Annotated in this window: 25 protein-coding genes and 2 pseudogenes; 15 read left to right on the top strand and 12 right to left on the bottom strand. The window is 63.5% G+C overall.

All coding sequences use genetic code 11. The features are described 5' to 3' along the window. Positions 1 to 48: 48 nt before the first annotated feature. Both P6U29_RS25600 and P6U29_RS25595 read right to left on the bottom strand, forming a co-directional pair. Positions 49 to 1,653 carry a TRAP transporter large permease subunit gene (locus P6U29_RS25600; RefSeq protein WP_407112865.1) on the bottom strand — a complete coding sequence of 535 codons (1,605 nt, stop codon included), beginning with the start codon at positions 1,651 to 1,653 and terminating at the stop codon, positions 49 to 51. After that, positions 1,650 to 2,189 carry a TRAP transporter small permease subunit gene (locus tag P6U29_RS25595; protein WP_407119423.1) on the bottom strand — a complete coding sequence of 180 codons (540 nt, stop codon included), beginning with the start codon at positions 2,187 to 2,189 and terminating at the stop codon, positions 1,650 to 1,652. The genes P6U29_RS25600 and P6U29_RS25595 overlap by 4 nt, the downstream gene beginning before the upstream one ends. A gap of 149 nt (positions 2,190 to 2,338) precedes the next feature. Here P6U29_RS25595 and P6U29_RS25590 point away from each other — a divergent pair, with 149 nt between their 5' ends. The 3 genes from P6U29_RS25590 to P6U29_RS25580 all read left to right on the top strand — a co-directional run bounded on the left by P6U29_RS25590 (position 2,339) and on the right by P6U29_RS25580 (position 4,855). After that, positions 2,339 to 2,476, top strand: coding sequence for a hypothetical protein (locus P6U29_RS25590; RefSeq protein ID WP_407112863.1), 138 nt, complete (start codon positions 2,339 to 2,341; stop codon positions 2,474 to 2,476). A gap of 296 nt (positions 2,477 to 2,772) precedes the next feature. Continuing rightward, positions 2,773 to 3,447 (top strand): response regulator transcription factor, encoded by a 675-nt coding sequence (locus tag P6U29_RS25585; protein ID WP_027571635.1) that lies wholly within the window; start codon positions 2,773 to 2,775, stop codon positions 3,445 to 3,447. Between the two features lies 1 nt (position 3,448). Next, entirely contained in the window at positions 3,449 to 4,855 is a 1,407-nt protein-coding gene (locus P6U29_RS25580) for an ATP-binding protein (RefSeq protein WP_407112862.1), read from the top strand. A 381-nt stretch (positions 4,856 to 5,236) separates the two neighbouring features. On the opposite strand, the gene P6U29_RS25575 is transcribed toward P6U29_RS25580, so the two are convergent. The 5 genes and pseudogenes from P6U29_RS25575 to P6U29_RS25555 form a co-directional block, all read right to left on the bottom strand. Then, positions 5,237 to 6,892, bottom strand: coding sequence for a TRAP transporter large permease subunit (locus P6U29_RS25575; RefSeq protein ID WP_407112861.1), 1,656 nt, complete (start codon positions 6,890 to 6,892; stop codon positions 5,237 to 5,239). A gap of 27 nt (positions 6,893 to 6,919) precedes the next feature. Beyond that, the gene (locus tag P6U29_RS25570; RefSeq protein ID WP_407112860.1) at positions 6,920 to 7,501 is read right to left on the bottom strand and encodes a TRAP transporter small permease subunit; all 582 of its coding nucleotides are present in this window, start codon (positions 7,499 to 7,501) and stop codon (positions 6,920 to 6,922) included. A gap of 169 nt (positions 7,502 to 7,670) precedes the next feature. Then, on the bottom strand, positions 7,671 to 8,705 hold the full coding sequence (moaA, locus tag P6U29_RS25565; RefSeq protein WP_407112859.1) for a GTP 3',8-cyclase MoaA: 1,035 nt from the start codon (positions 8,703 to 8,705) through the stop codon (positions 7,671 to 7,673). A gap of 109 nt (positions 8,706 to 8,814) precedes the next feature. Next, positions 8,815 to 9,008: pseudogene (locus P6U29_RS25560) on the bottom strand (hypothetical protein); the annotation flags it as partial. A 14-nt stretch (positions 9,009 to 9,022) separates the two neighbouring features. After that, positions 9,023 to 9,730 (bottom strand): HAD family hydrolase, encoded by a 708-nt coding sequence (locus P6U29_RS25555; protein ID WP_407112858.1) that lies wholly within the window; start codon positions 9,728 to 9,730, stop codon positions 9,023 to 9,025. A 156-nt stretch (positions 9,731 to 9,886) separates the two neighbouring features. On the opposite strand from P6U29_RS25555, the gene rpiA reads away from it, so the two are divergent. Genes rpiA through gor form a run of 3 tightly spaced genes read left to right on the top strand, consistent with a single transcriptional unit; the run spans position 9,887 to position 12,577 of the window. Then, on the top strand, positions 9,887 to 10,600 hold the full coding sequence (gene rpiA / locus P6U29_RS25550; protein WP_407112857.1) for a ribose-5-phosphate isomerase RpiA: 714 nt from the start codon (positions 9,887 to 9,889) through the stop codon (positions 10,598 to 10,600). 2 nt (positions 10,601 to 10,602) lie between these two features. Then, positions 10,603 to 11,142, top strand: a complete 540-nt coding sequence (locus P6U29_RS25545) for a DUF2059 domain-containing protein (RefSeq protein WP_407112856.1) — start codon at positions 10,603 to 10,605, stop codon at positions 11,140 to 11,142. Between the two features lie 46 nt (positions 11,143 to 11,188). After that, positions 11,189 to 12,577 carry a glutathione-disulfide reductase gene (gor, locus tag P6U29_RS25540; protein ID WP_407112855.1) on the top strand — a complete coding sequence of 463 codons (1,389 nt, stop codon included), beginning with the start codon at positions 11,189 to 11,191 and terminating at the stop codon, positions 12,575 to 12,577. Between the two features lie 5 nt (positions 12,578 to 12,582). Here the strand turns inward: gor and P6U29_RS25535 are convergent, their stop codons facing one another. Together P6U29_RS25535 and P6U29_RS25530 are read right to left on the bottom strand one after the other, a co-directional pair. Further along, complete coding sequence (locus P6U29_RS25535; RefSeq protein ID WP_407112854.1) at positions 12,583 to 13,722, bottom strand: hypothetical protein; 1,140 nt, start codon at positions 13,720 to 13,722, stop codon at positions 12,583 to 12,585. Positions 13,723 to 14,060: 338 nt separating this feature from the next. Further along, positions 14,061 to 14,489 (bottom strand): hypothetical protein, encoded by a 429-nt coding sequence (locus tag P6U29_RS25530; protein WP_407119605.1) that lies wholly within the window; start codon positions 14,487 to 14,489, stop codon positions 14,061 to 14,063. Here P6U29_RS25530 and P6U29_RS25525 point away from each other — a divergent pair. From P6U29_RS25525 to P6U29_RS25500, 6 genes and pseudogenes are all read left to right on the top strand, one after another. Further along, positions 14,376 to 14,736, top strand: a pseudogene (locus P6U29_RS25525) (nuclear transport factor 2 family protein). The gene P6U29_RS25530 and the pseudogene P6U29_RS25525 sit on opposite strands and share 114 nt — an antisense overlap. A gap of 455 nt (positions 14,737 to 15,191) precedes the next feature. Then, on the top strand, positions 15,192 to 15,665 hold the full coding sequence (locus tag P6U29_RS25520; RefSeq protein WP_407112853.1) for a TerB family tellurite resistance protein: 474 nt from the start codon (positions 15,192 to 15,194) through the stop codon (positions 15,663 to 15,665). 2 nt (positions 15,666 to 15,667) lie between these two features. Further along, positions 15,668 to 16,030, top strand: coding sequence for a hypothetical protein (locus P6U29_RS25515; RefSeq protein WP_407112852.1), 363 nt, complete (start codon positions 15,668 to 15,670; stop codon positions 16,028 to 16,030). Continuing rightward, a complete protein-coding gene (locus P6U29_RS25510; protein WP_407112851.1) occupies positions 16,027 to 16,665 on the top strand; it encodes a TerC family protein in 639 nt (212 codons plus the stop codon). Before P6U29_RS25515 ends, P6U29_RS25510 begins: the two co-directional genes overlap by 4 nt. A 32-nt stretch (positions 16,666 to 16,697) precedes the next feature. Next, on the top strand, positions 16,698 to 17,282 hold the full coding sequence (locus tag P6U29_RS25505) for a TIGR00645 family protein (protein WP_407112850.1): 585 nt from the start codon (positions 16,698 to 16,700) through the stop codon (positions 17,280 to 17,282). Between the two features lie 204 nt (positions 17,283 to 17,486). Further along, positions 17,487 to 17,750, top strand: coding sequence for a hypothetical protein (locus P6U29_RS25500; protein ID WP_407112849.1), 264 nt, complete (start codon positions 17,487 to 17,489; stop codon positions 17,748 to 17,750). 130 nt (positions 17,751 to 17,880) lie between these two features. Here P6U29_RS25500 and P6U29_RS25495 read toward each other — a convergent pair whose 3' ends face one another. Next, positions 17,881 to 18,777 carry an alpha/beta fold hydrolase gene (locus P6U29_RS25495; protein ID WP_407112848.1) on the bottom strand — a complete coding sequence of 299 codons (897 nt, stop codon included), beginning with the start codon at positions 18,775 to 18,777 and terminating at the stop codon, positions 17,881 to 17,883. Between the two features lie 182 nt (positions 18,778 to 18,959). Here P6U29_RS25495 and P6U29_RS25490 point away from each other — a divergent pair, with 182 nt between their 5' ends. The 3 genes from P6U29_RS25490 to P6U29_RS25480 all read left to right on the top strand — a co-directional run bounded on the left by P6U29_RS25490 (position 18,960) and on the right by P6U29_RS25480 (position 22,689). Continuing rightward, positions 18,960 to 20,348: a class II 3-deoxy-7-phosphoheptulonate synthase gene (locus P6U29_RS25490; protein WP_407112847.1), complete on the top strand. Its 1,389-nt coding sequence runs from the start codon at positions 18,960 to 18,962 to the stop codon at positions 20,346 to 20,348. A 4-nt stretch (positions 20,349 to 20,352) separates the two neighbouring features. Then, entirely contained in the window at positions 20,353 to 20,706 is a 354-nt protein-coding gene (locus P6U29_RS25485) for a diacylglycerol kinase (RefSeq protein ID WP_407112846.1), read from the top strand. A 225-nt stretch (positions 20,707 to 20,931) separates the two neighbouring features. Continuing rightward, positions 20,932 to 22,689 (top strand): NAD+ synthase, encoded by a 1,758-nt coding sequence (locus P6U29_RS25480; RefSeq protein WP_407112845.1) that lies wholly within the window; start codon positions 20,932 to 20,934, stop codon positions 22,687 to 22,689. Between the two features lie 25 nt (positions 22,690 to 22,714). Here P6U29_RS25480 and P6U29_RS25475 read toward each other — a convergent pair whose 3' ends face one another. Next, positions 22,715 to 23,107, bottom strand: coding sequence for a cytochrome C oxidase subunit IV family protein (locus P6U29_RS25475; RefSeq protein WP_407112844.1), 393 nt, complete (start codon positions 23,105 to 23,107; stop codon positions 22,715 to 22,717). A 6-nt stretch (positions 23,108 to 23,113) separates the two neighbouring features. Continuing rightward, entirely contained in the window at positions 23,114 to 23,836 is a 723-nt protein-coding gene (locus P6U29_RS25470; protein WP_027571656.1) for a heme-copper oxidase subunit III family protein, read from the bottom strand. Positions 23,837 to 23,847 lie beyond the last annotated feature (11 nt).

The following is a 23,847-nucleotide window of genomic DNA, read 5'->3' as shown; positions in this document are numbered from 1 at the left end:
CCGATGCGAGGGCGCGACGCGGGGGCCAGTACATCCCAGTTCCGTAGATCAGTTCTTCGGCTGCCCGAAATCGAGTGGCGGTGGCAGTTCGATATCGGGAATCTCGATCTTGATCTTGTCCAAGTCCACCTTCGTGGGTGCGTCCAGCAACCCAGTCACCGTTATTGGGAATGCGATGACGACTGCAACCATGATCGCCTGCAGGCCGATCCAAGGCATTGCGCCCCAGTAGATGTCTGAACTCTTGACCTCCTTCGGCGCCACACCGCGCAAGTAGAACAAGGCGAAGCCGAAGGGAGGATGCAGGAAAGAGGTCTGCATGTTGACGCAGAGCATGACACCGAACCAGATCAAGGCGGCATCCGCGCCGACCACGGGGGCAAGCAGCTTCTGCGCGATCGGCGCAATCATCGGGATGATGATGAAGGCGATCTCGAAGAAGTCGAGGAAGAAGGCGATGAAGAAGATGAACAGATTGATGAAGATCAGGAAGCCCCAGACGCCGCCCGGCAGCGATGTCAGCATGTGCTCCAGCCAGACGCCACCGTTGCAGCCCAGGAAGACGATCGAGAAGCAAGTCGATCCGATCAGGATGAAGGTTACCATGCAGGTGATGCGCATGGTGGTCTCATAGCCCTGCTTGACCAAAATGCGCAGGTCCGGAATCCTGATCGCCTCGATGCAGACCCAGGCCACTGCGAGATACGCAATTGCAAAGGTGATCTTGAACGGCAGATTTGGCGTGAAATAGATGCCGATGATGGTGCCGACACCAGCAGCGGCGACGCCGACGAGCAACACCTTGTGACCAGCCGAGCTGAAATCCTTGTGATGGATGACGGCGAGGACGATTGCACCGACGGCGCCCATCGCGCCCGCTTCGGTCGGGGTGGCGAGGCCAAGCATCATCGTGCCGAGCACCACGAAGATCAGAACGGCAGACGGAATGATGCCCAGGAGGCATTTGCGCCAGAGCGCCCAGCCCTTGAGCGTCCTCGCTTCCTTGGGCACTGCCGGGACGTGGCCCGGCTTGATCAGGCTCAGTGCAAACGTGTAGCCCGCGAACAGGGCGATCTGGAGGATCGATGGACCCCAAGCGCCCAGATACATGTCGCCGACCGACTTCCCAAGCTGGTCCGCGAGCACGATCAGAACCAGCGAGGGCGGCACCAGTTGTGTGATGGTGCCGGAGGCTGCAAGCACGCCGGTGATGTAGCGCATGTTGTAGCCGTAGCGGATCATGACCGGCATCGAGATCAGCGCCATCGCGATCACCTGTGCGGCTACGGTGCCGGTGATGGCACCGAGAATGAAGCCGACGATGATCACGGAATAGCCGAGACCGCCGCGAATGGGGCCGAACAACTGCCCCATGGAGTCCAGCATGTCCTCTGCGAGGCCGCATCGTTCGAGGATCGCGCCCATGAACGTGAAGAATGGGATCGCAAGCAGCAGCTCGTTGGCCAGGACGCTGCCGTAGATGCGCTCCGGGATGGCCTGAAGGAAGCTGAATCCGAAAAATCCCTCGTGGATCGCGAGAAATCCGAACGAAAGGCCGAGAGCGGCCAACGTGAAGGCGACGGGGAAGCCGATCAGCATCGCCAGGACCAGCCCGCCGAACATCAGCGGCGGCATCATCTCGATCGTGATCATTGGGTCGGCCGCTCGTATTTAGCATCGATGGTGACTTCACCGCGCAAAGCCGCCGCTCGCTTGATGACTTCCGAGACTCCTTGCAACGCCACCATGAAGAATCCAGCCGGCAGGACAAACTTGATCGGCCACCGCAGGAGGCCGCCGGCATTGTTGGACATTTCACCGATGATGAAAGAGCTGTAGAACATCGCCCATGACAGGTAGCTGAGGAGCAGGCAGGCCGGGACGAGGAAAACCAATGTCCCGATCAGGTCCAGCCACAGCTGCCCGCGTTCGGAAAGCATGAGGTAGAGGATTTCGACGCGCACATGCTCGTTGCGTTTGAACGTGTAGGACGCGCCAAACATCACAACGACGGCGAACATGTACCACTGGGTCTCGAGCCAGCTATTGGAGCTGTAGCTGAAGGCGTAGCGGATCATCGCATTTGCAGCGCTGACCAAGCAGGCCGCGAGCACCAGAACATTGCAGACGTTGCCGACCTTTTCGTTCAGCCAGTCGATAGCTGTGCTTATCGCCAACAATGGGCGCATCGACGTCGTTTCCCCGCTCGCTGAGTGCTGACCCCAAACGAGCAGGACCATGGTGCTGCATCAGCAGCCTTCCATGTCTGCGCCGGAGCTAGTCCACCCGTCTGATGCTCCAGCTCGTTCTTCTTGTCGGTTTTCGCCGGGACATGTGGATGTCCTGGCCGCGCGTGAAGCAAGGCACCTTTATCTTCGACAATTTTCTGGTCAACAGAAAAATGGACAATTTGACGCAGTGCTGCAAAAATAAAATCCGCGGCTGGTCTGACGATGGCGACCGGACGGTGTTCTGAAATCCCCATGCGCGCAGTTCGAAACGTCGAGATCCGTCTAACTTCGACGTCATTCTGTCGGGGCGTCGAAAACTAACAAACAACCTCTCGCGAATGAAAACGCCGCGTGGGTAGGGATGAATCTGTCGGCTCGGCGCGGTCGACGCCGAAACTGTCAGTGATGATCGGCTTACACGAAGCTGACAGGGCGGACGGCCGTCGGACACTTTTTCGCTGGCCGCCGCGGCCGGAATGGTGGAAGAGAGCGAAGATACCGCGCGGACCGTGCGGCGACCTGGTTACCCGTCGGGACTACGATGCGCCTTCTGATCGTCGAGGACAATGCCGAGCTGTCGCGGCTCGTTGCAGGCGGGCTGGCGGCAGCCGGCTATGAGAGCGACATCGTCGGCAGCGCAGCGGAGGCGCGCGAGGCGGTGAGCAGCGTCAGCTACGCCGCGATGATCCTTGATCTCGGCCTACCCGACGGCGACGGCCTGTCGGTACTGCGCGAGCTGCGCCTCAAGATGGAACCGCTGCCGGTACTGGTGCTGACCGCGCGCGGCGGCGTGCAGGACCGCGTCAGCGGCCTGCGCAGCGGTGCCGACGACTATCTCGCAAAACCGTTTGCGATGGAGGAGCTGGTGGCGCGGCTGGAGGCCATCCTGCGCCGACCCGGCCAGTTGCTCGGCCGCTCGCTCAGTCTCGCCAATCTCGTCTACGATACCGAGAGCCGCCAGATCTTCGTCGACGACCAGCCGCGGATCATCTCCGCGCGCGAGACGTCGGTGCTGGAGATCCTGCTGCGCCGGCAGGGACGGGTCGTGCCGAAGAAGAACGTCGAGGACCACATCTTTGGGCTCGAAGGCGAAGTCGCTTCCAACGCGGTCGAGGTCTATGTCTCGCGGCTGCGCAAGCAGCTGGCGGAACATGGCGCCAAGGTGGTGATCCACACCATCCGCGGCGTCGGCTATCTCATGACCGAGGAGAAATAGCGTGGCCCAGCTCGGATCCAGTGCCGGGTCCTATGGCAGGTCGCCGACGTTCAAATCGCTGATCTGGCGCATCGTGTTCCTCCACATCCTTGCGGTCGCGGTGGTCGCAGTCTTCCTGCCGCTGGTGCTGTTCTGGCTGCTCAATTCCGAGATCGGCCAGCTGCATCGCGATGCCATGCGCGCGCAGGCCGAAGTGCTGGCGGCGCGCATCGTCGCGCAGCCGGACGGCACGTTGACGCTCAATCTGCCCGATAGCCTCAAGGGCCTCTACTCAGACGCTTATGGCCGCTACCAGTACGACATTCGCGACGCCGAGGGCCGGTTGCTGTTCTCCTCTCACCGGCGTTCTCCAGCGGTGGCAGCGCCGCGCTTGCCTGAAACCATTTCCGGCGCCGGCGTCACCCGTGACATCGATGGCAAGACGGTGCGCATCCAGGTTGCCGAGGACCTCGCGCACCGCGACGTCATCATCGACGACATCGTCTCGAACTTCTTCCGGCGGGTAGGGTGGATCACCATCCCGATCCTCCTGGTCCTGCTTGCCACCGACATCATTATCTTCCGCCGCGCGATTGCGCCGCTGTGGAAGGCCTCGGAGGAAGCCAGCAATATCGGCCCGGCGCGGACCGACATCCGCTTGCCTACGGCACAGATCCCACGCGAGATCCTGCCGCTGGTCACCGCCGTGAACCAGGCGCTCGATCGCCTCGAGGGCGGCTTTCGCGTGCAGCGGCAGTTCACGGCGGACGCCGCGCATCAGTTGCGCACGCCGCTCGCGATCCTGCGCACGCGGATCGAGACGCTCGACGACCGTGCGGCACGGCAGGCGCTGCATGCCGACATCGAAACCATGAGCCGCCTCGTCGCCCAGCTGCTGGAGATCGCCGAGCTCGACACATTGGTGCTCGATCCCGGCGAGACCGCGGATTTGCGCGCCGTCTGCGCCGAGGTGGTCGGTTCGATCGCCCCGTTCGCGATTGCGCAGCATAAAGACATCGAGCTGAAGGGCACGGACGCGCCGGTCGAGATCCACGGCAATTCCGAGATGCTCCAGCGCGCGATCTTCAACCTTGCTGAAAACGCCATCAAGTTCACGGCAAAGGACACCTCCGTCGATGTCGAGGTGCGCGAGGACGGTTCGGTGCGCGTGCGTGACCACGGCCCGGGCATCCCGGAAGCCGAGAGCGAGCTGATCTTCCAGCGCTTCTGGCGCGCCGACCGCCGGCGCAGCGACGGTGCGGGGCTAGGACTCTCGATCGTGCGCGCAGTGACGGACGATCACGCAGCCACGGTTACGGTGGCAAATCTCCCCGGAGGCGGCGCGGAGTTCACGCTGCGGTTCAGGTTGGCAGAGGGAGCCGATCGTTCACCCTCCCCTGGAGGGGCAGGGCTATCGCATATGGTGTGAATGATGCTTCGGCGTCGGGACTGGACTCCCTCTCCCGCTTGCGGGGGAGGGCTGGGTGAGGGTGTCGCCGCGGCGGGATTGTCGGGAAATGCGGAGGCTGTCCCAGGAGGACAAGAGCCCTCACCCGCCGCGCTCTGCGAGCGCGTCGGCCTCTCCCGCAAGCGGGAGAGGCGAAGCAAGCCCACGGACAATCCTCCTGAAATTCCATATGCGATTGCTCTGCCTGGAGGGGGAGGCGCGTAGCGCCGGGGTGGGGTGATCTATCCACTCGGGCACTATTTACGAGGAGAGACCGTCACCCCACGCCGATGCGCATTTCGCTACATGCGCATCGACCCTTCCCCTCCAGGGCAGGGTAAGAGGGCGGTCGCGCCACCGCCGCTATTTCTGCGGCGGGCCGAGATCCAGCGGCGGCAGCTCGATCTGCGGCACCTCGATCTTGATCGTAGAGGGGTCGATGTTCGTTTGGACGCCCTTGTAGTGCATCACCATCGCCGGGAACGCGATTACCAGACCGACCATGATGATCTGGATGACGACGAATGGCACCGCGCCCCAATAGATCTGGCCCGTGGTCACAGGGTCCATCCTCTTGCCGGTGACGCGATCGGTGTATCGCTCCTTCGGCGCGACCGATCGGAGATAGAACAGGGCGAAGCCGAACGGCGGATGCATGAACGATGTCTGCATGTTGACGCCGAGGATGACGCCGAACCAGATCAGGTCGATGCCGAGATGCTCGGCGGCAGGTCCGAGCAGCGGGATCACGATGAAGGCCAGCTCGAAGAAATCGAGGAAGAAGGCCAGCACGAAGACGAACGCGTTGACGAAGATCAGGAAGCCGACCTGGCCGCCGGGCAGGGAGGTGAGCAGATGCTCGACCCAGACGTGCCCGTTGACGCCGTAGAAGGTCAGCGAGAACACGCGGGCTCCGACCAGGATGAACACGACGAAAGCCGACAGCTTGGCGGTCGATTCCGTGGCTTGCCGGATCAGGTCCCAGCTCAGCCGGCGCTTCGCGGCGCCGAGGATCAGGGCGCCGGCGGCACCCATCGCGCCGCCTTCGGTCGGCGTGGCGATGCCGATGAAGATCGTGCCGAGCACCAGGAAGATCAGGAACAGCGGCGGCACCATGACGAAGGTGGTCTGCTGGGCCATCTTCGACAGGAAGCGAAAGCCGGTGAGCTTGTCGATGACCCAGTTCACCACGGCAACGACGAAGGCGAAGATGATGCCGTAGAACATGCTGAGCACGACGTAATCGGCGCCATGCACGTCCGAATTCCGCATCATGAACCAGCCGAACACGCAGCTCGCCAGGAACAGCATGCCGAGCGAGACGAGGCCGCGGCTGCCACTCTCCTCGCGGAAGCCGATGGCCTCCTTCGGCAGGCCCGGCGTGGCCTTCGGGAAGACCATGCTGACGAGGAAAGCGTAGCCGGCGTAGAGGCCGGCGAGCACGAGACCCGGAATGAAGGCGCCCTCGTACATGTCGCCGACGGACTTGCCGAGCTGGTCGGCCATCACGATCAGGACGAGCGAGGGCGGAATGATCTGCGCGAGCGTGCCGGATGCTGCGATGACGCCGGATGCCACGCGGCGGTCATAGCCATAGCGCAGCATGATCGGCAGCGAGATCAGACCCATCGAGATCACGGAGGCGGCGACGACGCCCGTCGTCGCGGCGAGCAGCGCGCCGACGAAAATCACGGCATAGGCGAGACCGCCGCGGATGGTGCCGAACAATTGGCCGATGGTGTCGAGCAGATCCTCGGCCATGCCCGACCGCTCCAGCACCAGTCCCATGAAGGTGAAGAACGGAATGGCGAGCAGCGTGTCGTTGTTCATCACGCCGTAGACCCGCTCCGGAAGGGCTTGGAGGAAGTCAGGGCGGAACTCGCCGAGTTCGACGCCGACAATGGCGTAAAACAGGCCGACGGCGCCGAGCGAGAATGCTGCGGGATAGCCGAGCAGCAGCATGACGACCAGCGACGCGAACATGATGGGCGCCAGATTGGCGATGATGAATGCGGTCATGATTCCCCTCTAAACCGTCGCCAACGGCTACTTCTTCTCGATCGCTTCGACGAGGTGCTCGACCTCCGCCTCCAGCGCCGACACTTGCGAGTCATGGGGATCCGGCATCAATCCGCGCATCACCGCGATTCGCTTGATCAGCTCGGAGATGCCTTGCAGGAGCAGGAAAGCGAACCCGATCATGATCAGGGATTTGGCCGGCCATTGCGGCAGACCGCCGGCATTGCCGGATTGCTCGTTGATCTGGAACGAGCGCTGGAAGAACGGCACGCCGGTGATGATCATGACGACGCACAGCGGAATGAGGAAGAACAAGTGACCGATCACGTCGATCACGTTGCGGGCCTTCTTCGGCAGTGCGTTGTTCACGATGTCGATGCGGATGTGCTCGTTGTCGAGCAGCGTCCAGGGCGAGCAGAGCAGGAACACGATGCTGAACAGCACCCATTGCAGCTCGAGCCACGAATTGGACGAGGTATCGAAGGTCTTGCGGACGATCGCATTGACCGCCGAGATGATGACGGCGACGACGATCAGCCATGCCAGGCGTTTGCCCGTCCAGCGCGTGAACGCGTCAATCCTGCTGCTCAACGTTAGGAGCGCTTGCAACGATAGGTCCTCCCCCGATTGTGCCCCGGCCGTCTTGACTGCGCCGAGCTGGCGCGTGGCTTGTCTCGCCGCGCAGGCATGAGGCAGGCGCACCAAACCAGCGGGCGTGCCGCCAGTCAATCGGAAGTTTGTTGATAGGTAAGGGGAATAAGCCCGTAATCCGCCGGTGTTAGCCGCCGGTGACGCTCATGTGCCTGGAGACGCTGGGACGGTCATGGCGGCGGTCGATGATGAAATCGTGGCCCTTGGGCTTTAGTCCAATGGCGCGGTCGATCGCATCTGCAAGCAGCAGATCGTCGCTCGATGCACGCAGAGGTTTGCGCAAGTCCGAGGCATCCTCGTGGCCCAGGCAGGTGTGCAGCGTCCCCGTGCAGGTGATGCGCACCCGGTTGCAGGATTCGCAGAAATTATGGGTCATCGGCGTGATGAAGCCGAGCTTGCCGCCGGTTTCGGCGACGCTGACATAGCGGGCCGGACCGCCGGTGCTCTCGGCGAGATCCGTCAGCGTGAATTGCTGAGCGAGGCGGGCACGCACCAGCGACAGCGGCAGATACTGGTCGATCCGGCCCGAGCCGATCTCGCCCATCGGCATCACTTCGATCAGCGTCAGGCCCATGCCCTTGCCATGGGCCCAGCGCATCAACTCGGGCAATTCGTCCTCGTTGAGATTCTTCAGGGCGACGGCGTTGATCTTCACGGCAAGCCCTGCGGCGCGTGCGGCCTCGATGCCTTCCAGCACCTTGTCGATCTCGCCCCAGCGGGTGATCTCGCGAAACTTCTTGGGATCGAGCGTGTCGAGCGAGACGTTGATGCGGCGGACGCCGCAATCGGCGAGCTCCCGCGCGTGCTTCGCAAGCTGGGTGCCGTTGGTGGTCAGCGTCAGCTCGTTCAGGGCGCCGCTCGAAAGATGCCGCGACAGCGAGCGCACCAGCGTCATCACGTTGCGGCGGACCAAGGGCTCGCCGCCGGTGAGCCGCAACTTCTTCACGCCCTTGGCGATGAAGGCCGTGCAGAGGCGGTCGAGTTCCTCCAGCGTCAGCAGGTCGGCCTTGGGCAGGAACGTCATGTCTTCCGACATGCAGTAGAAGCAGCGCAGGTCGCAGCGGTCGGTGACTGAAACGCGCAAGTAGGTGATGGTCCGTCCGAACGGATCTGTCATCGCGCTCGACAGCGCGGCGCGGGGGCTCACGGAAGGTCCGTTCATACCAACTTGCCTTGTCACTTGCGGCGACGGGCGCACCTTTGCTTCAGCGGTGCCGTCGACGCAATCTAAGCATCGGACGCGGCTAGGACAATCGGGTGGTATACGTAAGTCAGCGCTTGCCTGCATTCGGATCGGGGAAGGGCGAGCTAGCTGCGGGTGCAGCATCGGCCGGCGCTGCCGGGGGCGCGGCTGGCTTTGGCTTCTTTGGCCGATGCGGTTTGCGGACGAGTTTCGGCGGCACCGCCGGCTGGAGTTCCGCAAACAGGGTGCATGGAATAAGGTGGCTAGCGCGGGTTCCGCGAAATAACCTAGCCGTATCAGTTGGTTGTGAGGGATGAGGCCGTCATCAGGCTGCTGGCGGCCGCCGGCAGGTCGCGCATGTGATGGATCAGCCGGTCCGGCTTCAACTCGGCAATCGGCACGTCCGTGTAGCCAAAGCTGACCCCGATCACGGGAACCCCGGCCCGCCGGGCGACACCGACGTCGGTTCCGGCATCGCCGACCATGATGCTGGCCTTCACATCCCCGCCGGCCCGAGCCACCGTCTCGCGAAAGATGGTCGGATCGGGCTTCTGGACGCCAAAGGTGTCGGCGCCGCAGATCGCGGCGAAGCGGCGGCTGAGGCCGAGCTGGTCCAGCAGGCGCTTGGACAGCCATTCCAGCTTGTTGGTGCAGACCGCAAGGCGATGGCCCTGCGCCGCGAAATGGTCGAGCGCGGCCTCGAGCCCCTCGAAGGGGCGGGATTCGACCGCGATATGGTCAGCATAATAGGCGATGAAATCCGCGGTCATCCGGTCCATGTCGGCGGGGGTGACGGTGCGGCCCTCGGCCTCCAGCCCTCGCTCGATCAGCTTGCGGGCGCCTGCGCCGATCATGTTGCGGGCCGAGGCCATCGGCACGGGCGGCAGGCCCTCGCGGTCGAGCACGTAGTTCAGGGCGGTGATCAGGTCAGGCGCCGTATCCACAAGCGTGCCGTCGAGATCGAAGACGATGGTGTGCGGGCGCGTCTTTTTGAAGGAGGTCATGATCCAAGCGCTACCGGCCCGGTCGTATCCGCGCAAGGGGTGGGCCCATAAGATCGCTTTATAGGCCTGTTCCCGCGAGAAAAACGAGGCTACATAGGCCGCCGAAAGCGGCCGCGATCGGCGGCGCATCCTCCGGATTCAGAAGCGGGCGCACACGTGAATATGGACCAGTTGAAGCGGCAGGCTGCTGCGCGCGCCCTCGAGGAGGTTCGCGACGGCATGCAGCTCGGGCTCGGCACCGGCTCGACGGCCAAACATTTCGTCGAGCTGCTCGGCGAGCGCGTCGCCGCCGGGCTCAAGGTGGTCGGCGTGCCGACCTCCGAGGCGACGCGGGCCGATGCGGAGCGTTGCGGCGTGCCGTTGACGACGCTGGACGAGATCGACCATCTCGACATCACTGTGGATGGCGCGGACGAGATCGATCCCGAGCTCAATCTGATCAAGGGCGGCGGCGGCGCACTCTTGCGCGAGAAGATCGTGGCGGCCGCCTCGGATCGCATGATCGTGATTGCCGACGACACCAAATGGGTGCCGACGCTCGGCAAGTTTCCGCTGCCGGTGGAAGTCATCCCATTTGGGCTTGGTGCGACGCGCCGCGCGATCGAAAAGGCATTTGCCGAATGCGGCGTTTCCGGGCAAATGGCGGTCCGCAAGGCCAAGGACGGCCACGTTTTCGTCACCGATGGCGGCCACTGGATCGTCGATGCCCAGCTCGGACGTATTGTGGATCCCCCCGGTCTCGCCAAGGCGCTGAGCGCCATCCCCGGGGTGGTCGAGCACGGCTTGTTCATCGGCTTGGCCAGCTCGGCGGTTCTGGCGGGCGGCGAAGGAATCCGCGTGATCGAACGGCGCAAGCCGAAAGGAGACTAGGAATGAAGAGCGTGTTGAAATTTTTGCCGGCCGCGACCATTGCTCTGGGATTGGCCCTCTCGGCCGGTCCGGCCATGGCGCAGCAGGCAGCGCCCAAGGCCGCCGCTCCGGCCCAGCCGAAAGCCTCGCCGGCGGCGATCGCGGCGGCCAGGGAAATTCTGCAACTCAAGAACGCGACCGGGATGTACCAAGGCGCCGTGCCGGGCCTCGTCGAGAAGACCAAGATCGCGCTGATCCAGCAGAACCTGAACTATCAGAAGGACCTCAACGAGGTTGCCCCGGTCGTGGCCCAGCAGCTCGCCGGCCGCCAGAACGAGATCGGCGAGGGCATGGCGCAGATCTATGCCAGCGAGTTCACAGAGCAGGAGCTGAAAGACCTCGTCACCTTCTACAAGTCGCCGCTGGGCAAGAAGCTGATCGAAGCCGAGCCGCGCGCCATCGGACTCAGCATGGCCTTCATGAACTCCTGGGCCCAGAACTTCTCCGAGACCGTGATGGGAGCCTTCCGCGCCGAGATGCGCAAGCGTGGCAAGGAGATCTGACAGTACCTATCTGATCGGAAATCCTTGAAAGGGGTCGGAGTGGACAATGGCTGAATTCGACGTCGACCTCTTCGTTATCGGCGGCGGCTCGGGCGGCGTGCGTGCCGCCCGCATCGCGGCCGGCCACGGCGCCCGCGTGACGGTCGCGGAAGAGTACCGCATGGGCGGCACCTGCGTGATCCGCGGCTGCGTGCCGAAGAAGCTGTTCGTGCTCGGCTCGCATTTCCGTCAGGAGCTCGAGGATGCCGCCGGGTTCGGCTGGACCGTTCCGTCCGCCAGCTTCGACTGGCCGACGCTGATCGCCAACAAGGACAAGGAGATCGCGCGGCTGGAGGCGGCCTACACCGCCAATGTCGAGAAGTCGGGCGCGCAGATCGTCAAGAGCCGCGCGGTGATCGAGGACAAGCACACTGTCCGCCTGCTCGAGAATGACAGGAAGATCACCGCAAAATACATTCTCATCGCTACTGGCGGCGCGCCGAACCATGGCGCAGCGATTCCCGGCATCGAGCACGTCATCTCCTCCAACGAGGCGTTTCATCTGAAGAAGCTGCCGAAGCGGATCGTGATCCAGGGCGGCGGCTACATCGCGCTGGAATTCGCCGGCATCTTCGCCGGCTTCGGCTCCGACGTCACCGTGATCTATCGCGGCGACAACATTCTGCGCGGTTTCGACGAGGACGTGCGCGCACATGTGCGCAGCGAGATGGAGAAGCAGGGCATCACGATTCTCACCGGCTGCACGGTGGCAAAGGTCGACCGCCACGGCGAGGGCTTCACCGCCCATCTTTCGAACGGCTCGAGCATTGGCTCGGATCAGGTGATGTTCGCCATCGGCCGTCATCCCAACGTCGCCAACCTCGGCCTGGAGAAGGCCGGCGTCGCTATTAACCCGAAGAATGGCGGCATCGCCGTCGACCATTTCTCCAGGAGCTCGGTCGACAGCATCTATGCCATCGGCGACGTCACCCATCGCTTCAACCTGACGCCGGTCGCGATCCGCGAGGGCCATGCCTTCGCCGACACCGTGTTCGGCAAGCGCGAAGTGAGTGTCGATCACGCCAACATTCCGACCGCGGTGTTCTCGCAGCCCGAGGTCGGCACGGTTGGCCTCACCGAGACCGAAGCTCGCGCGCAATTCAGCCATGTCGATATCTACAAGACGACGTTCCGGCCCATCAAGGCGACGATGTCGGGCCGCGACACGCGCGTGCTGATGAAGCTCGTGGTCGACGGCGCGACTGATCGCGTGCTCGGCTGTCACGTCGTCGGCGACGCCGCTGCCGAGATCACGCAAGCTGTCGCGATTGCGGTCAAGATGAAGGCGACCAAGGCCGATTTCGACGCGACCATCGCGCTGCATCCGACCGCCGCCGAAGAGCTCGTCACGATGCGCACGCCGACCGCACGCCACGTGCGTCAGGCGGCGGAATAGGTCGGTCAGCGGTACAGATATCCGACCGGCTTGCCTTCGGTGCGCAGGGGGCGGACGTCCTTCTGCGTGATGATCTGACCGGCGAGGCCGTCGATCTCGTCACGCTGCGTCGCTGTCCAGCTGCGCAGCTCGTTCATGCCCTTGAGCAGGCCGAGCCGCAGGACCTGGGTATTTTCGCCGATCCCCGTGAGGCTGACGGAATCCCTGCCCGCCGTCACCACGTCGCCGGCCGAGAGCTCAAAGCTCTCGCCGGCCTTCTTCTGAAATTCGGCCGTGCCGCGAATGACGCGGTAGATCACGACCTCGCCCTTGGCGAAACAGCTCGCGTCCACGGCAGTCGACGTGCTCTTCGGCAGCAGCGACTGACCGCGCGGATCGGTCGCGATGATGTGGCCGGTGACGAGATGACCGCTGGGTATCTCGATGCCGATATCGCGCACGTAAACCAGCATCGCCGATTTGACCGCGCCGCCGGCGAGCGGCTTGAACAGCGCGTCCAGCGCCAGGGGATCCTGCAGCCAGAAGCCGGCACCGGCCGGTCGGTTGTGCAGCGGATGGCTCCAGGCCACACGTGGTGTCTCGGCTTCGTTGATCTGGTCCGGACCGACGATGGTCGGGTTGGGAAAGGTGGTGGGATCGGTGATGAAGGCTTCGAGGAATTTGCCCGAATAGCCCATTGAGATCGGATCGGGCACCACGGTCTGCGGCGTTTTCAAATTCTCTTCGGTCGACAGGCCCGACCAGGTGTAGAACAGCTGGCGGTGCACGATCGCGCTTTGCAGCATCACCGCGCCAGGGCCGACATTGTAGAAGCGCCCGTCATAGTCGAAGGTGAACGCGCCCGAGGTGACCAGCACGAGCTGAAAGCCGCCCGGCGGCAGATGCAGATGGAAATCAGTGGGGCCGGTGTCGGCCCGGTAGATCGGCAGATTGGTCGCGACCTCGTGCAGAAGGAAGGTCTCGTTGTTGACGTGAAAGCCTTCATTGGCCCGGTTGTAGAGCGCCTGGGGCCGGTAAGTCGCCTCGAACTTCGCATCCCGGTCGCGATCGATCGCCACGAAATCCTGATCGTTGAGGCGTAGCCGCGCGCCTTTCGGATGGGTGAGACCGGTGAATTTGAGATCTCCAGCAGCATGCACGTTCATGGCATTCTCCGATCTGGGGCCATTCATCCCTCAGCTGGGCGCGCGTAACTTGCCGCTCCTCATCGTGGCGGGGCAGGGAATTGGCCAGATGCTGTCTTGCGAATTTTAGGCCAGTCGGAGCGCTGCGGGCTCGCCGGCTGCACGCGGTGCGAAAATAATCGAGATTGCACCTGAGGTTAGGCAACAGGGAGCGCCAATATGCCTGGCCTGTCCGTGCCAGCCGCATGTCGGGTGGAGCGACTTATCTTGTCTAATTTGTCGGCATCTCCTGCAAAGGGCATGCAGCCGTGCCGGTTGCGGCGACAGGCAAGTGCCGACAGCTCAGCATCTGACGCGGTTCATTCGAACGATCGACGGACGGTCCGCTCGGGCTTGCCGAACGGGCTATCGGTCCACTTCGCCATGTCCAACGCGCGCGCGTCGAACACTTCGCACCAGAGGCAGCTCAGCTCCGCGCGGCTTTTGGCCGTCAGCATCGGGACAAGTGCGTGGCCGCAGCCGCTGCAGGATGTGATGCGATTCATGCGCTTCTCCGCGATCGTCGAATTCAGGAACGGCATTTTCGTTGCCGAAGCTTGCGCGGACGCTATGAGGGCGCGGGAGCGCTCCGGGCGCCGATTTGAAGAGCTGAGGCGGGAGACAGGAGAGGCGCGATGGATGATCAAGCGACGCTGGCTGCGCTCAGGCGCCATTGGGATGCTTCGGACGCAAATGATTTCGAGGCCGAGCACGACATCTATTATCCGCAATCGAGCGAGCGCATTCATGGCCGCAGGGACATTCAGGGGGAGTCGTTTCGTGCAGCCGAACAGGAAGCGTTTCACGGTTCGGCGGATCATCGGTGGCGGCGATCTCTGGGTGAGCGAGTTCGTCCTGAGCTATGACGGGGTGCCGTCCTACGTCGTCAGCATCATGGAGTTCCGCGACGGATTGGTCGCGCACGAAACACAATATTTCGGCGACCGGTTCGATCCGTCACCGTCCCGTGCGCATCTTGTCGAGCGGGTGAATTGAAGGAGTGACGCTTGTCACACACACACACACACACGCCGCCCTGGCGATGCGAAGCATCGTCCAGTAGCGGTGCAGTGCAGAGCCGAGGCGATGTTGCCGCCAAATGCGTGGCGTTCTGGGTCCCGGTTCCGCGCAGCAGCGTTGCACGCTGCAGCGCGTCCGGGACACGGAGGGGCGCGCGCAACTGGTTAAATATGGCAACACGGAACCGATGCGGCGGCTGGTCGCAGTCGTATCGCCTTGATTCCGACAGACCCGCCTTTATCTCTGACACGAACAAGAATCCGGGCCCCTCTGGCGAGGACACCGACGATGTCGGTCAACCTCGTGATGTCGGATGACCTGTCCCGCGCGAATGCGATGGATCGGCCGATCGTCGGGCCTTCTTCGGTTCTCTCCGACCAGTCGTTCCATCGCAGCTCCGTGCGGTCATTTCGCAAAATCGAGGAGCAACGATGTCTGACGCCAAGCATTCAAATCCGAATGAGATCGAGATCGCAGATCCGTCCAGCCTGAATGAGCAGGCTGCGGCGGCGCTGGTCATTGCCGGCGCGCTGGTTGCCGTGGCCGACCGGCGCGTTTCGCCGGTCGAGCGCGACGAAGTGATCCGCTTCATCCGGGATCGCGGATTGGCGCCTCATATCGACGACGAAAGGCTGCTAGCAATGTTCGACACACTCGCCGAACGACTCGAGGAGCCGGACTTTGCCAACGTCGTGATCGACACGCTGCGGCCGGTCTCGAACATGCCGCTGTCGTCGCATCTGATGGAGCTGTCAGAGCGCGTCGCGGCCGCCGACGAGGACGTCCATCCCCATGAGGTGCAGGCGATCAAGCTGTTGCGCCTGCTGACGCTGGCTCTGCCGCGCGCAAAGCAGGTCGCACCGGCCCCGTCCCCCGCCGCAAACCACGCAGCCGGCGAGGAATGAGCATGACCACTGCCTCGGACGAGCGTACGACGGGAGCCGAGGGTGCCGCCAGCCAGATGGCCGGCGGCGACCCGCGCCTCGACAAGCTCGTCCATCGCCTGCCGCCGCGCATGGGCGACGCCGTCACCTATCTGCTCAAGCCCTCCAGCCGCTGGGTCAGGATTCCCTCGGGCTTGCTGCTCATCGCTGGTGGCGTGCTCTCTTTCCTGCCGGTGCTCGGCGTCTGGATGCTGCCCCTGGGCCTTGCATTGCTCGCCGAAGACGTGCCGGTGCTGCGCTCGTCGCGCGCCAAGGTCCTGGATTGGGTTGAACGGAAGAAGCCGCACTGGCTCGATCCGTCCGCATCGAAACATGATCGATCATGACTGAACTCATCACCACCGAAGCACTCACCGCGCTGTTTCAGGTTATCCTGATCGACCTGGTGCTCGCCGGCGATAACGCCGTCGTCATCGGCCTTGCCGCCGCAGGACTGCCGGCCGAACAGCGCCGGCGCGCCATCATCGTCGGCATTGCCGCCGCTACCGCGTTGCGCATCGGCTTCGCCGGCATTGCGACTCAGCTCCTGCAGGTGATCGGCCTCTTGCTTGCCGGCGGCGTATTGCTGCTCTGGGTCTGCTGGAAGATGTGGCGCGAGCTGCGCGAGCGGGCCGCGCATTCGCATCAGCTTGCGTTCAGCCATGGCGGCGGCCCGAGCGACGCACCTGCGCCGCATAAGACTTTTGGGCAGGCGGCCTTGCAAATCGTCGCCGCCGACGTCTCGATGTCGCTCGACAACGTGCTCGCGGTCGCGGGCGCTGCGCGCGAGCATCCCTACATCCTCGTCTTCGGCCTGTTGCTGTCGGTTGCGATGATGGGCGTCGCCGCCGATCTGCTCGGCCGCGTGCTCCAGAAGCATCGTTGGGTCGCCTATGTTGGCCTCGCCATCATCATTTACGTCGCCTTCGAGATGATCTATCGGGGCTCGCTCGAGCTCGCGCCCGTTATCGCGAGTCTCTGAGAGGCATGCCTGTTTGCAATCCGGAGTGATCAATGACGTCTGAAACCAAAGCACTTTCGGCGCCGGCCGCGCCGCAGCCGCCGGTCGGCCTGTTTCCGAAACTGATCTTCGGTTCGCGCTGGCTGCAGTTGCCGCTCTATATCGGCCTCATCGTCGCGCAGGCGGTCTATGTGCTGTTGTTCTTGAAGGAGCTCTGGCACCTGGTCGCGCACTCGTTCGACGCCAGCGAGCAGCAGATCATGCTGGTTGTGCTCGGGCTGATCGACGTCGTCATGATCTCGAATCTGCTGGTGATGGTGATCGTCGGCGGCTACGAAACGTTCGTCTCCCGCCTGAACCTGAGTGGGCATCCGGACGAGCCGGAATGGCTCAGCCACGTCAATGCCAGTGTGCTCAAGATCAAGCTTGCGATGGCGATCATCGGCATTTCCTCGATCTCGCTGCTCAGGACCTTCATCGAGGCCGGCAATCTCGGCACCACGCGGAGCAATTTCACCGAGAGCGGCGTGATGTGGCAGGTGCTGATCCACACGACCTTCATCATCTCGGCGATCGGCATCGCCTGGGTCGACCGTCTCAGCGAGAGCGGCCATCGCAAGGGGGCCGGCCACGGCTGATGAACGGCCGCCTGAGTACCTCCCGAGCGGCCAATCCTGGAGCCCGCCTGATCGTCCGGTCGGGCGGGCTCTCCCTTCGAGATCGATAAAATTGTCTGCAATCCGTTCAGCGGCGGCAAACGCTGCGAACAAGAAGTACGGCGCTTTAAACCAGAGCTTTGGAACCGATCTGCATCCTGCCCCGCAAAAGGGCAGGGCATCACCATGTCAATTCTCAAGGAGATCGTCGCAGCGGTCGCGGGAGTCTACGCGCTCCTGTTCGTCTGCGACGCATTGTTCGGAGCCGGCGAGGCGCGCTTCGACGACGCCTATTACAGCGCCAGCTTCTATGCGCCGCGGCCGAAGGAATTTCGTTTTGCGAGCGACACGCCGCCGGCAGTCCGCGTCAGCGCCGCCTTCGCGCAGTTTGCGCCGGGCGACGCCAAGTCGAACAGGCGTTACTCGTCACTGACGACGATTATTCGTTAGTGATGATGAGCTTCGGCTCGGTCGGCTTGTCCGGGTGAGGGGCCGCAGCATTCGGTGAGACTGTAACCCCTCACCCGGATCGCATCTTCGATGCGATCCGGCCTCTCCCTACGGGAGAGGTGAACAACCTTCATTCCCCCTGAATCCATTCCGCGACGCCGCGCCACAGCGTATCGCGGTGCTCGGGGCGGAAGAAGCCGAAATGGCCTATTCCCTTGGCCCCGACATCGGACGGTTTTACCGTCAGCACCTCCGGCTTGATCGCGGTGAATCCGCTCGCGAGCAGCTCGACCGCGGGGCGCGTGGCCCAGGGATCGTCGGAGAAGCATAGCGCGCGCAGCTTGCCCTTGAACTTGGTGAAGTTCTCGAGCGCCGGCAGTTTTGAATCGAAGAGATAGCGCGGGCTCGAGACCCACTCGGCCCACTGCAGGAACACGCCCTTGGGCAAATCCTCGCCAACGCCAGCCCAGCCCGGCGCATAACCGAGCGCGTGGGCCAGCGGCACGCCAACAAAATTCATGAAGGCGTAGACGCGGTATTTCTCCGGCGAGGTCATCAGCCGCCAAGTTGCCGCTTGCGAGGCCACGAACGCGGCGCGCGAGATGTCGCTGTTGTTCGCGATCAGCCCGAGCGCCTGACCGCCGAAGGAATGGCCGACATAGGCAAGCGGCAGGGCGTTATAGCGCTCGCGCATCCAGCTGACCGCGGCAGTGACGTCGAGCGCGGCCCAGTCGGACATCGAGGCGTTGAAGCCGACCAGCGATTTTGGCCTGTTGTAGCCGACCATCGCCGGCAGCCGGGAGTCGCCGATGCCGCGATAGTCGTAGGTCAGCACCGCGCAGCCGCGATGGGCGAGGTAGGAGGCAAAGCCCCGATAAATCTTGCGCGGCACGGCGGTCGCTGAATTGATCAGGACGGCATGGCGCTTGGCGCCGCGCGGCAGGAACAGGGTGCCGGCCAGCGCATAGCCGTCGGTCGCCGGAAAGCTGATTTCGTCGATGAAAACGTCGTCCAGTGCCGCGCCCATGGGCGGTCGGTGTCCTGTCGGTTTCTTTGCCTGTCCCAAGCAAATGCGAATTCGGCTTTGCCCGCAAGGGTTTGCGGTGCGAAATGGATTTACAACTGGCGGCCGGGAGCCAGCCTGTGTATAAGGCGGCCCTCGCAACCCCTAGATCAGGTTGTGCTTTTTTGCTTCACGGAGAGATTGCGATGTCCGAGCGGTGGACGCCCGAGTCCTGGCGCAGCAAGCCGGTGCTACAGGTGCCCGAATATCCCGACGCCAAGGCCTTGGCCGACGTCGAGGCGCAGCTTGCGACCTTTCCGCCGCTGGTCTTCGCGGGCGAGGCGCGCAATCTGAAGAAGGCGCTTGCGCGGGTTGCGGCCGGCGAGGCCTTCCTCCTCCAGGGCGGCGACTGCGCCGAGAGCTTCGCCGAGCACGGCGCCAACAACATCCGCGACTTCTTCCGCGTGCTGCTGCAGATGGCGGTGGTGCTGACCTATGCCGGCGCCGTGCCGGTGGTGAAGGTCGGGCGCATCGCCGGCCAGTTCGCCAAGCCGCGTTCCTCGCCGACGGAGAAGGTGGGTGGCGTCGAGCTGCCGAGCTATCGCGGCGACATCGTCAACGATATCGCCTTCACCGAGGAAGCGCGCGTGCCGGATCCGCAGCGCCAGCTGATGGCCTATCGCCAGTCGGCGGCGACGCTGAACCTGCTCCGCGCCTTCGCCACCGGCGGCTTCGCCAATCTCGGCAGCGTGCATCAATGGATGCTCGGGTTCCTGAAGGATAGTCCGCAGTCCCGCCGCTACAAGGAATTGGCCGACCGCATCTCGGACGCGCTGAACTTCATGCGCGCCTGCGGCCTCGATCTCGAGAGCCATCCGGAGCTGCGCGCCACCGATTTCTACACCAGCCACGAGGCGCTGCTGCTCGGCTACGAGCAGGCCATGACCCGTGTCGATTCCACGACCGGCGACTGGTACGCGACCTCGGGCCACATGATCTGGATCGGCGACCGTACCCGTCAGCTCGATCACGGCCATGTCGAATATTTCCGCGGCATCAAGAACCCGATCGGGCTCAAATGCGGCCCGTCTCTCAAGCCGGACGAGCTCTTGAAGCTGATCGACGTGCTCAACCCCGACAACGAGCCGGGCCGGCTGACGCTGATCGGCCGTTTCGGCTCCGACAAGATCGGCGAGCATCTGCCGAACATGGTCCGCGCCGTGAAGCGCGAGGGCCGGGTGGTGGTCTGGTCGTGCGATCCCATGCACGGCAACACGATCACCTCGACGTCCGGCTACAAGACGCGGCCGTTCGACCGCATCCTGTCCGAGGTGAAGTCGTTCTTCGCGATCCACGCCGCCGAAGGCACCCATGCCGGCGGCGTGCATCTGGAGATGACCGGCAAGGACGTCACCGAATGTCTCGGCGGCGCCCGCGCGATCACGGACGAGGATCTCAACGATCGCTACCACACGGTCTGCGATCCCCGCCTCAACGCCGAGCAATCCATCGACATGGCTTTCCTGGTCGCCGAGCTCCTCAAACAGGAGCGCGCCGGCAAGGCCCAGCCGATTCCGGCCGCAGCTGGGCTCTAAGACCTTGCTGCGGATTTGGAAGGCCACGATCAATTCCCGCAACGGTCTGGCCTTTGCGTTCCAATCGGAGCAGGCCGTCCGCGAGGAGATCTTTGCGCTGCTGCTGTCGGTGCCGCTCGCCTGGTTCATCGGCGCGACCGCGATGCGCGCGGTCGAGCTGGTCTGTGCCGTCGCCTTCGTGCTGGTGGTCGAGCTGCTCAACACGGCGATCGAAAAACTCGCCGACCGGTTGACGATGGATCACGACAAGCAGATCGGGCGGGTCAAGGACATGGGCTCGGCGGCCGTCGGTGTCGCGCTGTTGATGGCCGGCGCGTTCTGGATCTTTGCCGTCGTCGAGCGGTTGGGTTTCGTCTAGCTCGCGGAGATTATCGATTGAACGTCGGTGCTCGAGGCTCCTTCACCTCTCCCCAACGGCGAGAGGTCGATTTGCGTCTCGCGATGCGAAGCATCGTCGAGCGCAAATCGGGTGAGGGGGCTCAGGTCCCACGAGAGACCGTAACCCCTCACCCGGATTGCTCTGGACGATGCTTCGCATCGCAATCCGACCTCTCCCTTCGGGAGAGGTGAAAGCGAGCGCTCGATGACCGAACGTCTCAACACATTCGCGGTCACGCTCGCCCAGCTCAATCCGACGGTGGGCGACGTGGAGGGCAATGCCGCCAAGGCGCGGGCGGCGCGCGCGCGAGCCGCTGCCGACGGCGCCGATCTCGTGCTGTTTCCGGAATTGTTCATCGCCGGCTATCCACCGGAGGACCTGGTGCAGAAGCCGGCGTTCCAGGCGGCCTGCCGCGCCGCGATTGAAAGTCTCGCGCGCGAGACCGCGGACGGCGGGCCCGCGATGCTGGTCGGCACGCCCTGGGTCGAGGAGGGCAGGCTCTACAATGCCTGCGCGCTGCTTAATGACGGCCGTATCTCCGCACTGCGGTTCAAGTGCAACCTGCCGAATTATGGCGTGTTCGACGAGAAGCGGCTGTTTTCGCGCGGCCCTGCTGCCGGTCCCGTCACCGTGCGCGGCGTTCGCATTGGCGTGCCGATCTGCGAGGACATCTGGCTGGAGGAATCCGAGGACTACGAGAACGTGGTCGAGACGCTGGCGGAGACCGGCGCCGAGATCATTCTGGTGCCGAACGGCTCGCCTTACGCCCGGGACAAGAACGACGTGCGCTTGTCGGTCGCGGTGGCGCGCGTGACCGAGAGCGGGCTGCCGCTGGTCTATCTCAACCAGGTTTGCGGCCAGGACGAGCTTGTGTTCGACGGCGCATCCTTCGCGCTCAACGGCGATCTCTCGCTTGCGGCGCAACTGCCGGCCTTCGAAGAGAGCATCGTCACGCTGCGCTTCAGCAGAAACGGCGACGACTGGCGCTGCACCGGGCCGATCGCCGAACTGCCCGAGGGCGACAAGGCCGACTACGCGGCCTGCGTGCTGGGCCTGCGCGACTATGTCGGCAAGAACGGCTTTCCCGGCGTGCTGCTCGGTATTTCCGGCGGCATCGATTCCGCACTCTGCGCGGCGATCGCGGTCGACGCGCTCGGCGCCGACCAGGTGCATGGCGTGATGCTGCCTTATCGCTATACCGCAGCACACTCGATTGCGGATGCCGGCGAGCTCGCCGGTCATCTCGGCATTCGCTACGAAGTCTTGCCGATCGCGGAAGCCGTGAACGGGTTCGAGACCATCCTGTCCGGCATCTTCAAGAACCTGCCGCCTGATATCACCGAGGAAAACCTCCAGGCCCGCACCCGCGGCACGCTGCTGATGGCGATCTCCAACAAGACCGGCCTGATGGTGGTGACGACGGGCAACAAGTCGGAGATGTCGGTCGGCTACGCCACGCTCTATGGCGACATGAATGGCGGCTTCAACCCCATCAAGGATATCTACAAGACGCAGGTGTTTCGGCTGGCGAGCTTGCGTAATCTCTGGAAGCCGGATGGCGCGCTCGGGCCCGCCGGGGAGGTCATTCCCCCCGACATCATCGCGCGCCCGCCGACCGCGGAGCTGCGCGAGAACCAGACCGATCAGGATTCATTGCCGCCTTACGACGTCCTCGATGCGATCCTCGAGCGCCTGGTCGAACGCGAGGAGCCGCTCGACCAGATCATCGCCGCCGGTTTCGACCGCGAGATCGTCGCCCGCATCGACCATCTCCTCAACGTCGCCGAATACAAGCGCCGCCAGGCCGCGCCCGGCGTAAAGGTGACAGCGAGGAACTTTGGTCGCGACCGTCGCTATCCCATCACTAACCGCTTCCGCGACAAGGGCGAGCCGCTGCCGGCGCCGGACGAGACGCTGGTCTCGAGCGGCAGCAAGGCGTCAATCGACGCGTTCGAGGGCTGAACTCCAGCTTGAGCGACGGTGGGCTCTATGACGGGGCTGCGAAAAACAGCAGTCGCAGGAAGTGCGTGTATTCGGATTCGAGCACCATGATCGCCACAAATACCAATACCGCGATCGGCGGCAGCAGGATGGCATAGGTCAAGGCCAGCCGCTCCCAGGCCATGTGCATGAAGACGGCGACGATCAGGCCGGCCTTCAACACCATGAACAACAGGATCAGCGACCACCTCAGATAGCCGTGCAGGCCAAAGTAGTCGACGAGGTAGGAGCACGTGCTGAGGACGAACAGCCAGCCCCAGACCACCAGGTAGAGCTTGATCGGGTGCTGTTGGCCCTTGGCGTGAACGGCTGCCGTTGCGACTGCGCCATGCGCCGGAGCGTGGAGCTGTCCTTCCATGTGTACCGCCGCGTTTGTCATGCACCCTCACCAAAGATAGAAGAATGCAAAGATGAACACCCACACGAGATCGACGAAGTGCCAGTACAGGCCCGTGATCTCGACGATCTCGTAGTACCCCTTGCGGCTCGTGAAGAAGCCGCGCCTCTCGACGTCGAAGTCGCCGCGAAAGACCTTCCGCGCAATGGCGATCAGGAAGATCACACCGATCGTCACATGGGTACCGTGGAAGCCGGTGATCATGAAGAAGCTCGCACCAAACTGCGGGGCGCCCCATGGATTGCCCCAGGGCCGAACTCCCTCCATGATCAGCTTGGTCCATTCGAAGGCCTGCATTCCGACGAAGGTTGCGCCGAAGGCTGCAGTGACCAACATCAGGATTGCGGTCCTCACGCGATCGCGGCGATAGCCGAAATTGACGGCCATCGCCATTGTTCCGCTGCTGCTGATCAGTACGAAGGTCATGATGGCGATCAGGATCAGGGGGATGTGGTTGCCCCCGATATTGAGGGCGAAGACTTCGCTGGGATTCGGCCACGGCACGGTCGTCGACATGCGCGCCGTCATGTAGGAGAGCAGGAAGCAACTGAAGATGAAGGTGTCGCTGAGGAGGAAGATCCACATCATGGCCTTGCCCCAGGACACGTTCTTGAAGGCACGCTGATCGGACGCCCAGTCGGCGGCGATGCCGCGCCAGCCTTCAAGCCTCGCAGGCGATTGGCCCGGATTTGTCAGCACGGTCTCAGCCATCTGGTCTCGCC

The sequence above is a fragment of the Bradyrhizobium sp. LMG 9283 genome (assembly GCF_045571415.1).
In the GTDB taxonomy this organism is placed as follows: domain Bacteria; phylum Pseudomonadota; class Alphaproteobacteria; order Rhizobiales; family Xanthobacteraceae; genus Bradyrhizobium.
This window is presented reverse-complemented; position numbering and strand designations above follow the sequence as displayed.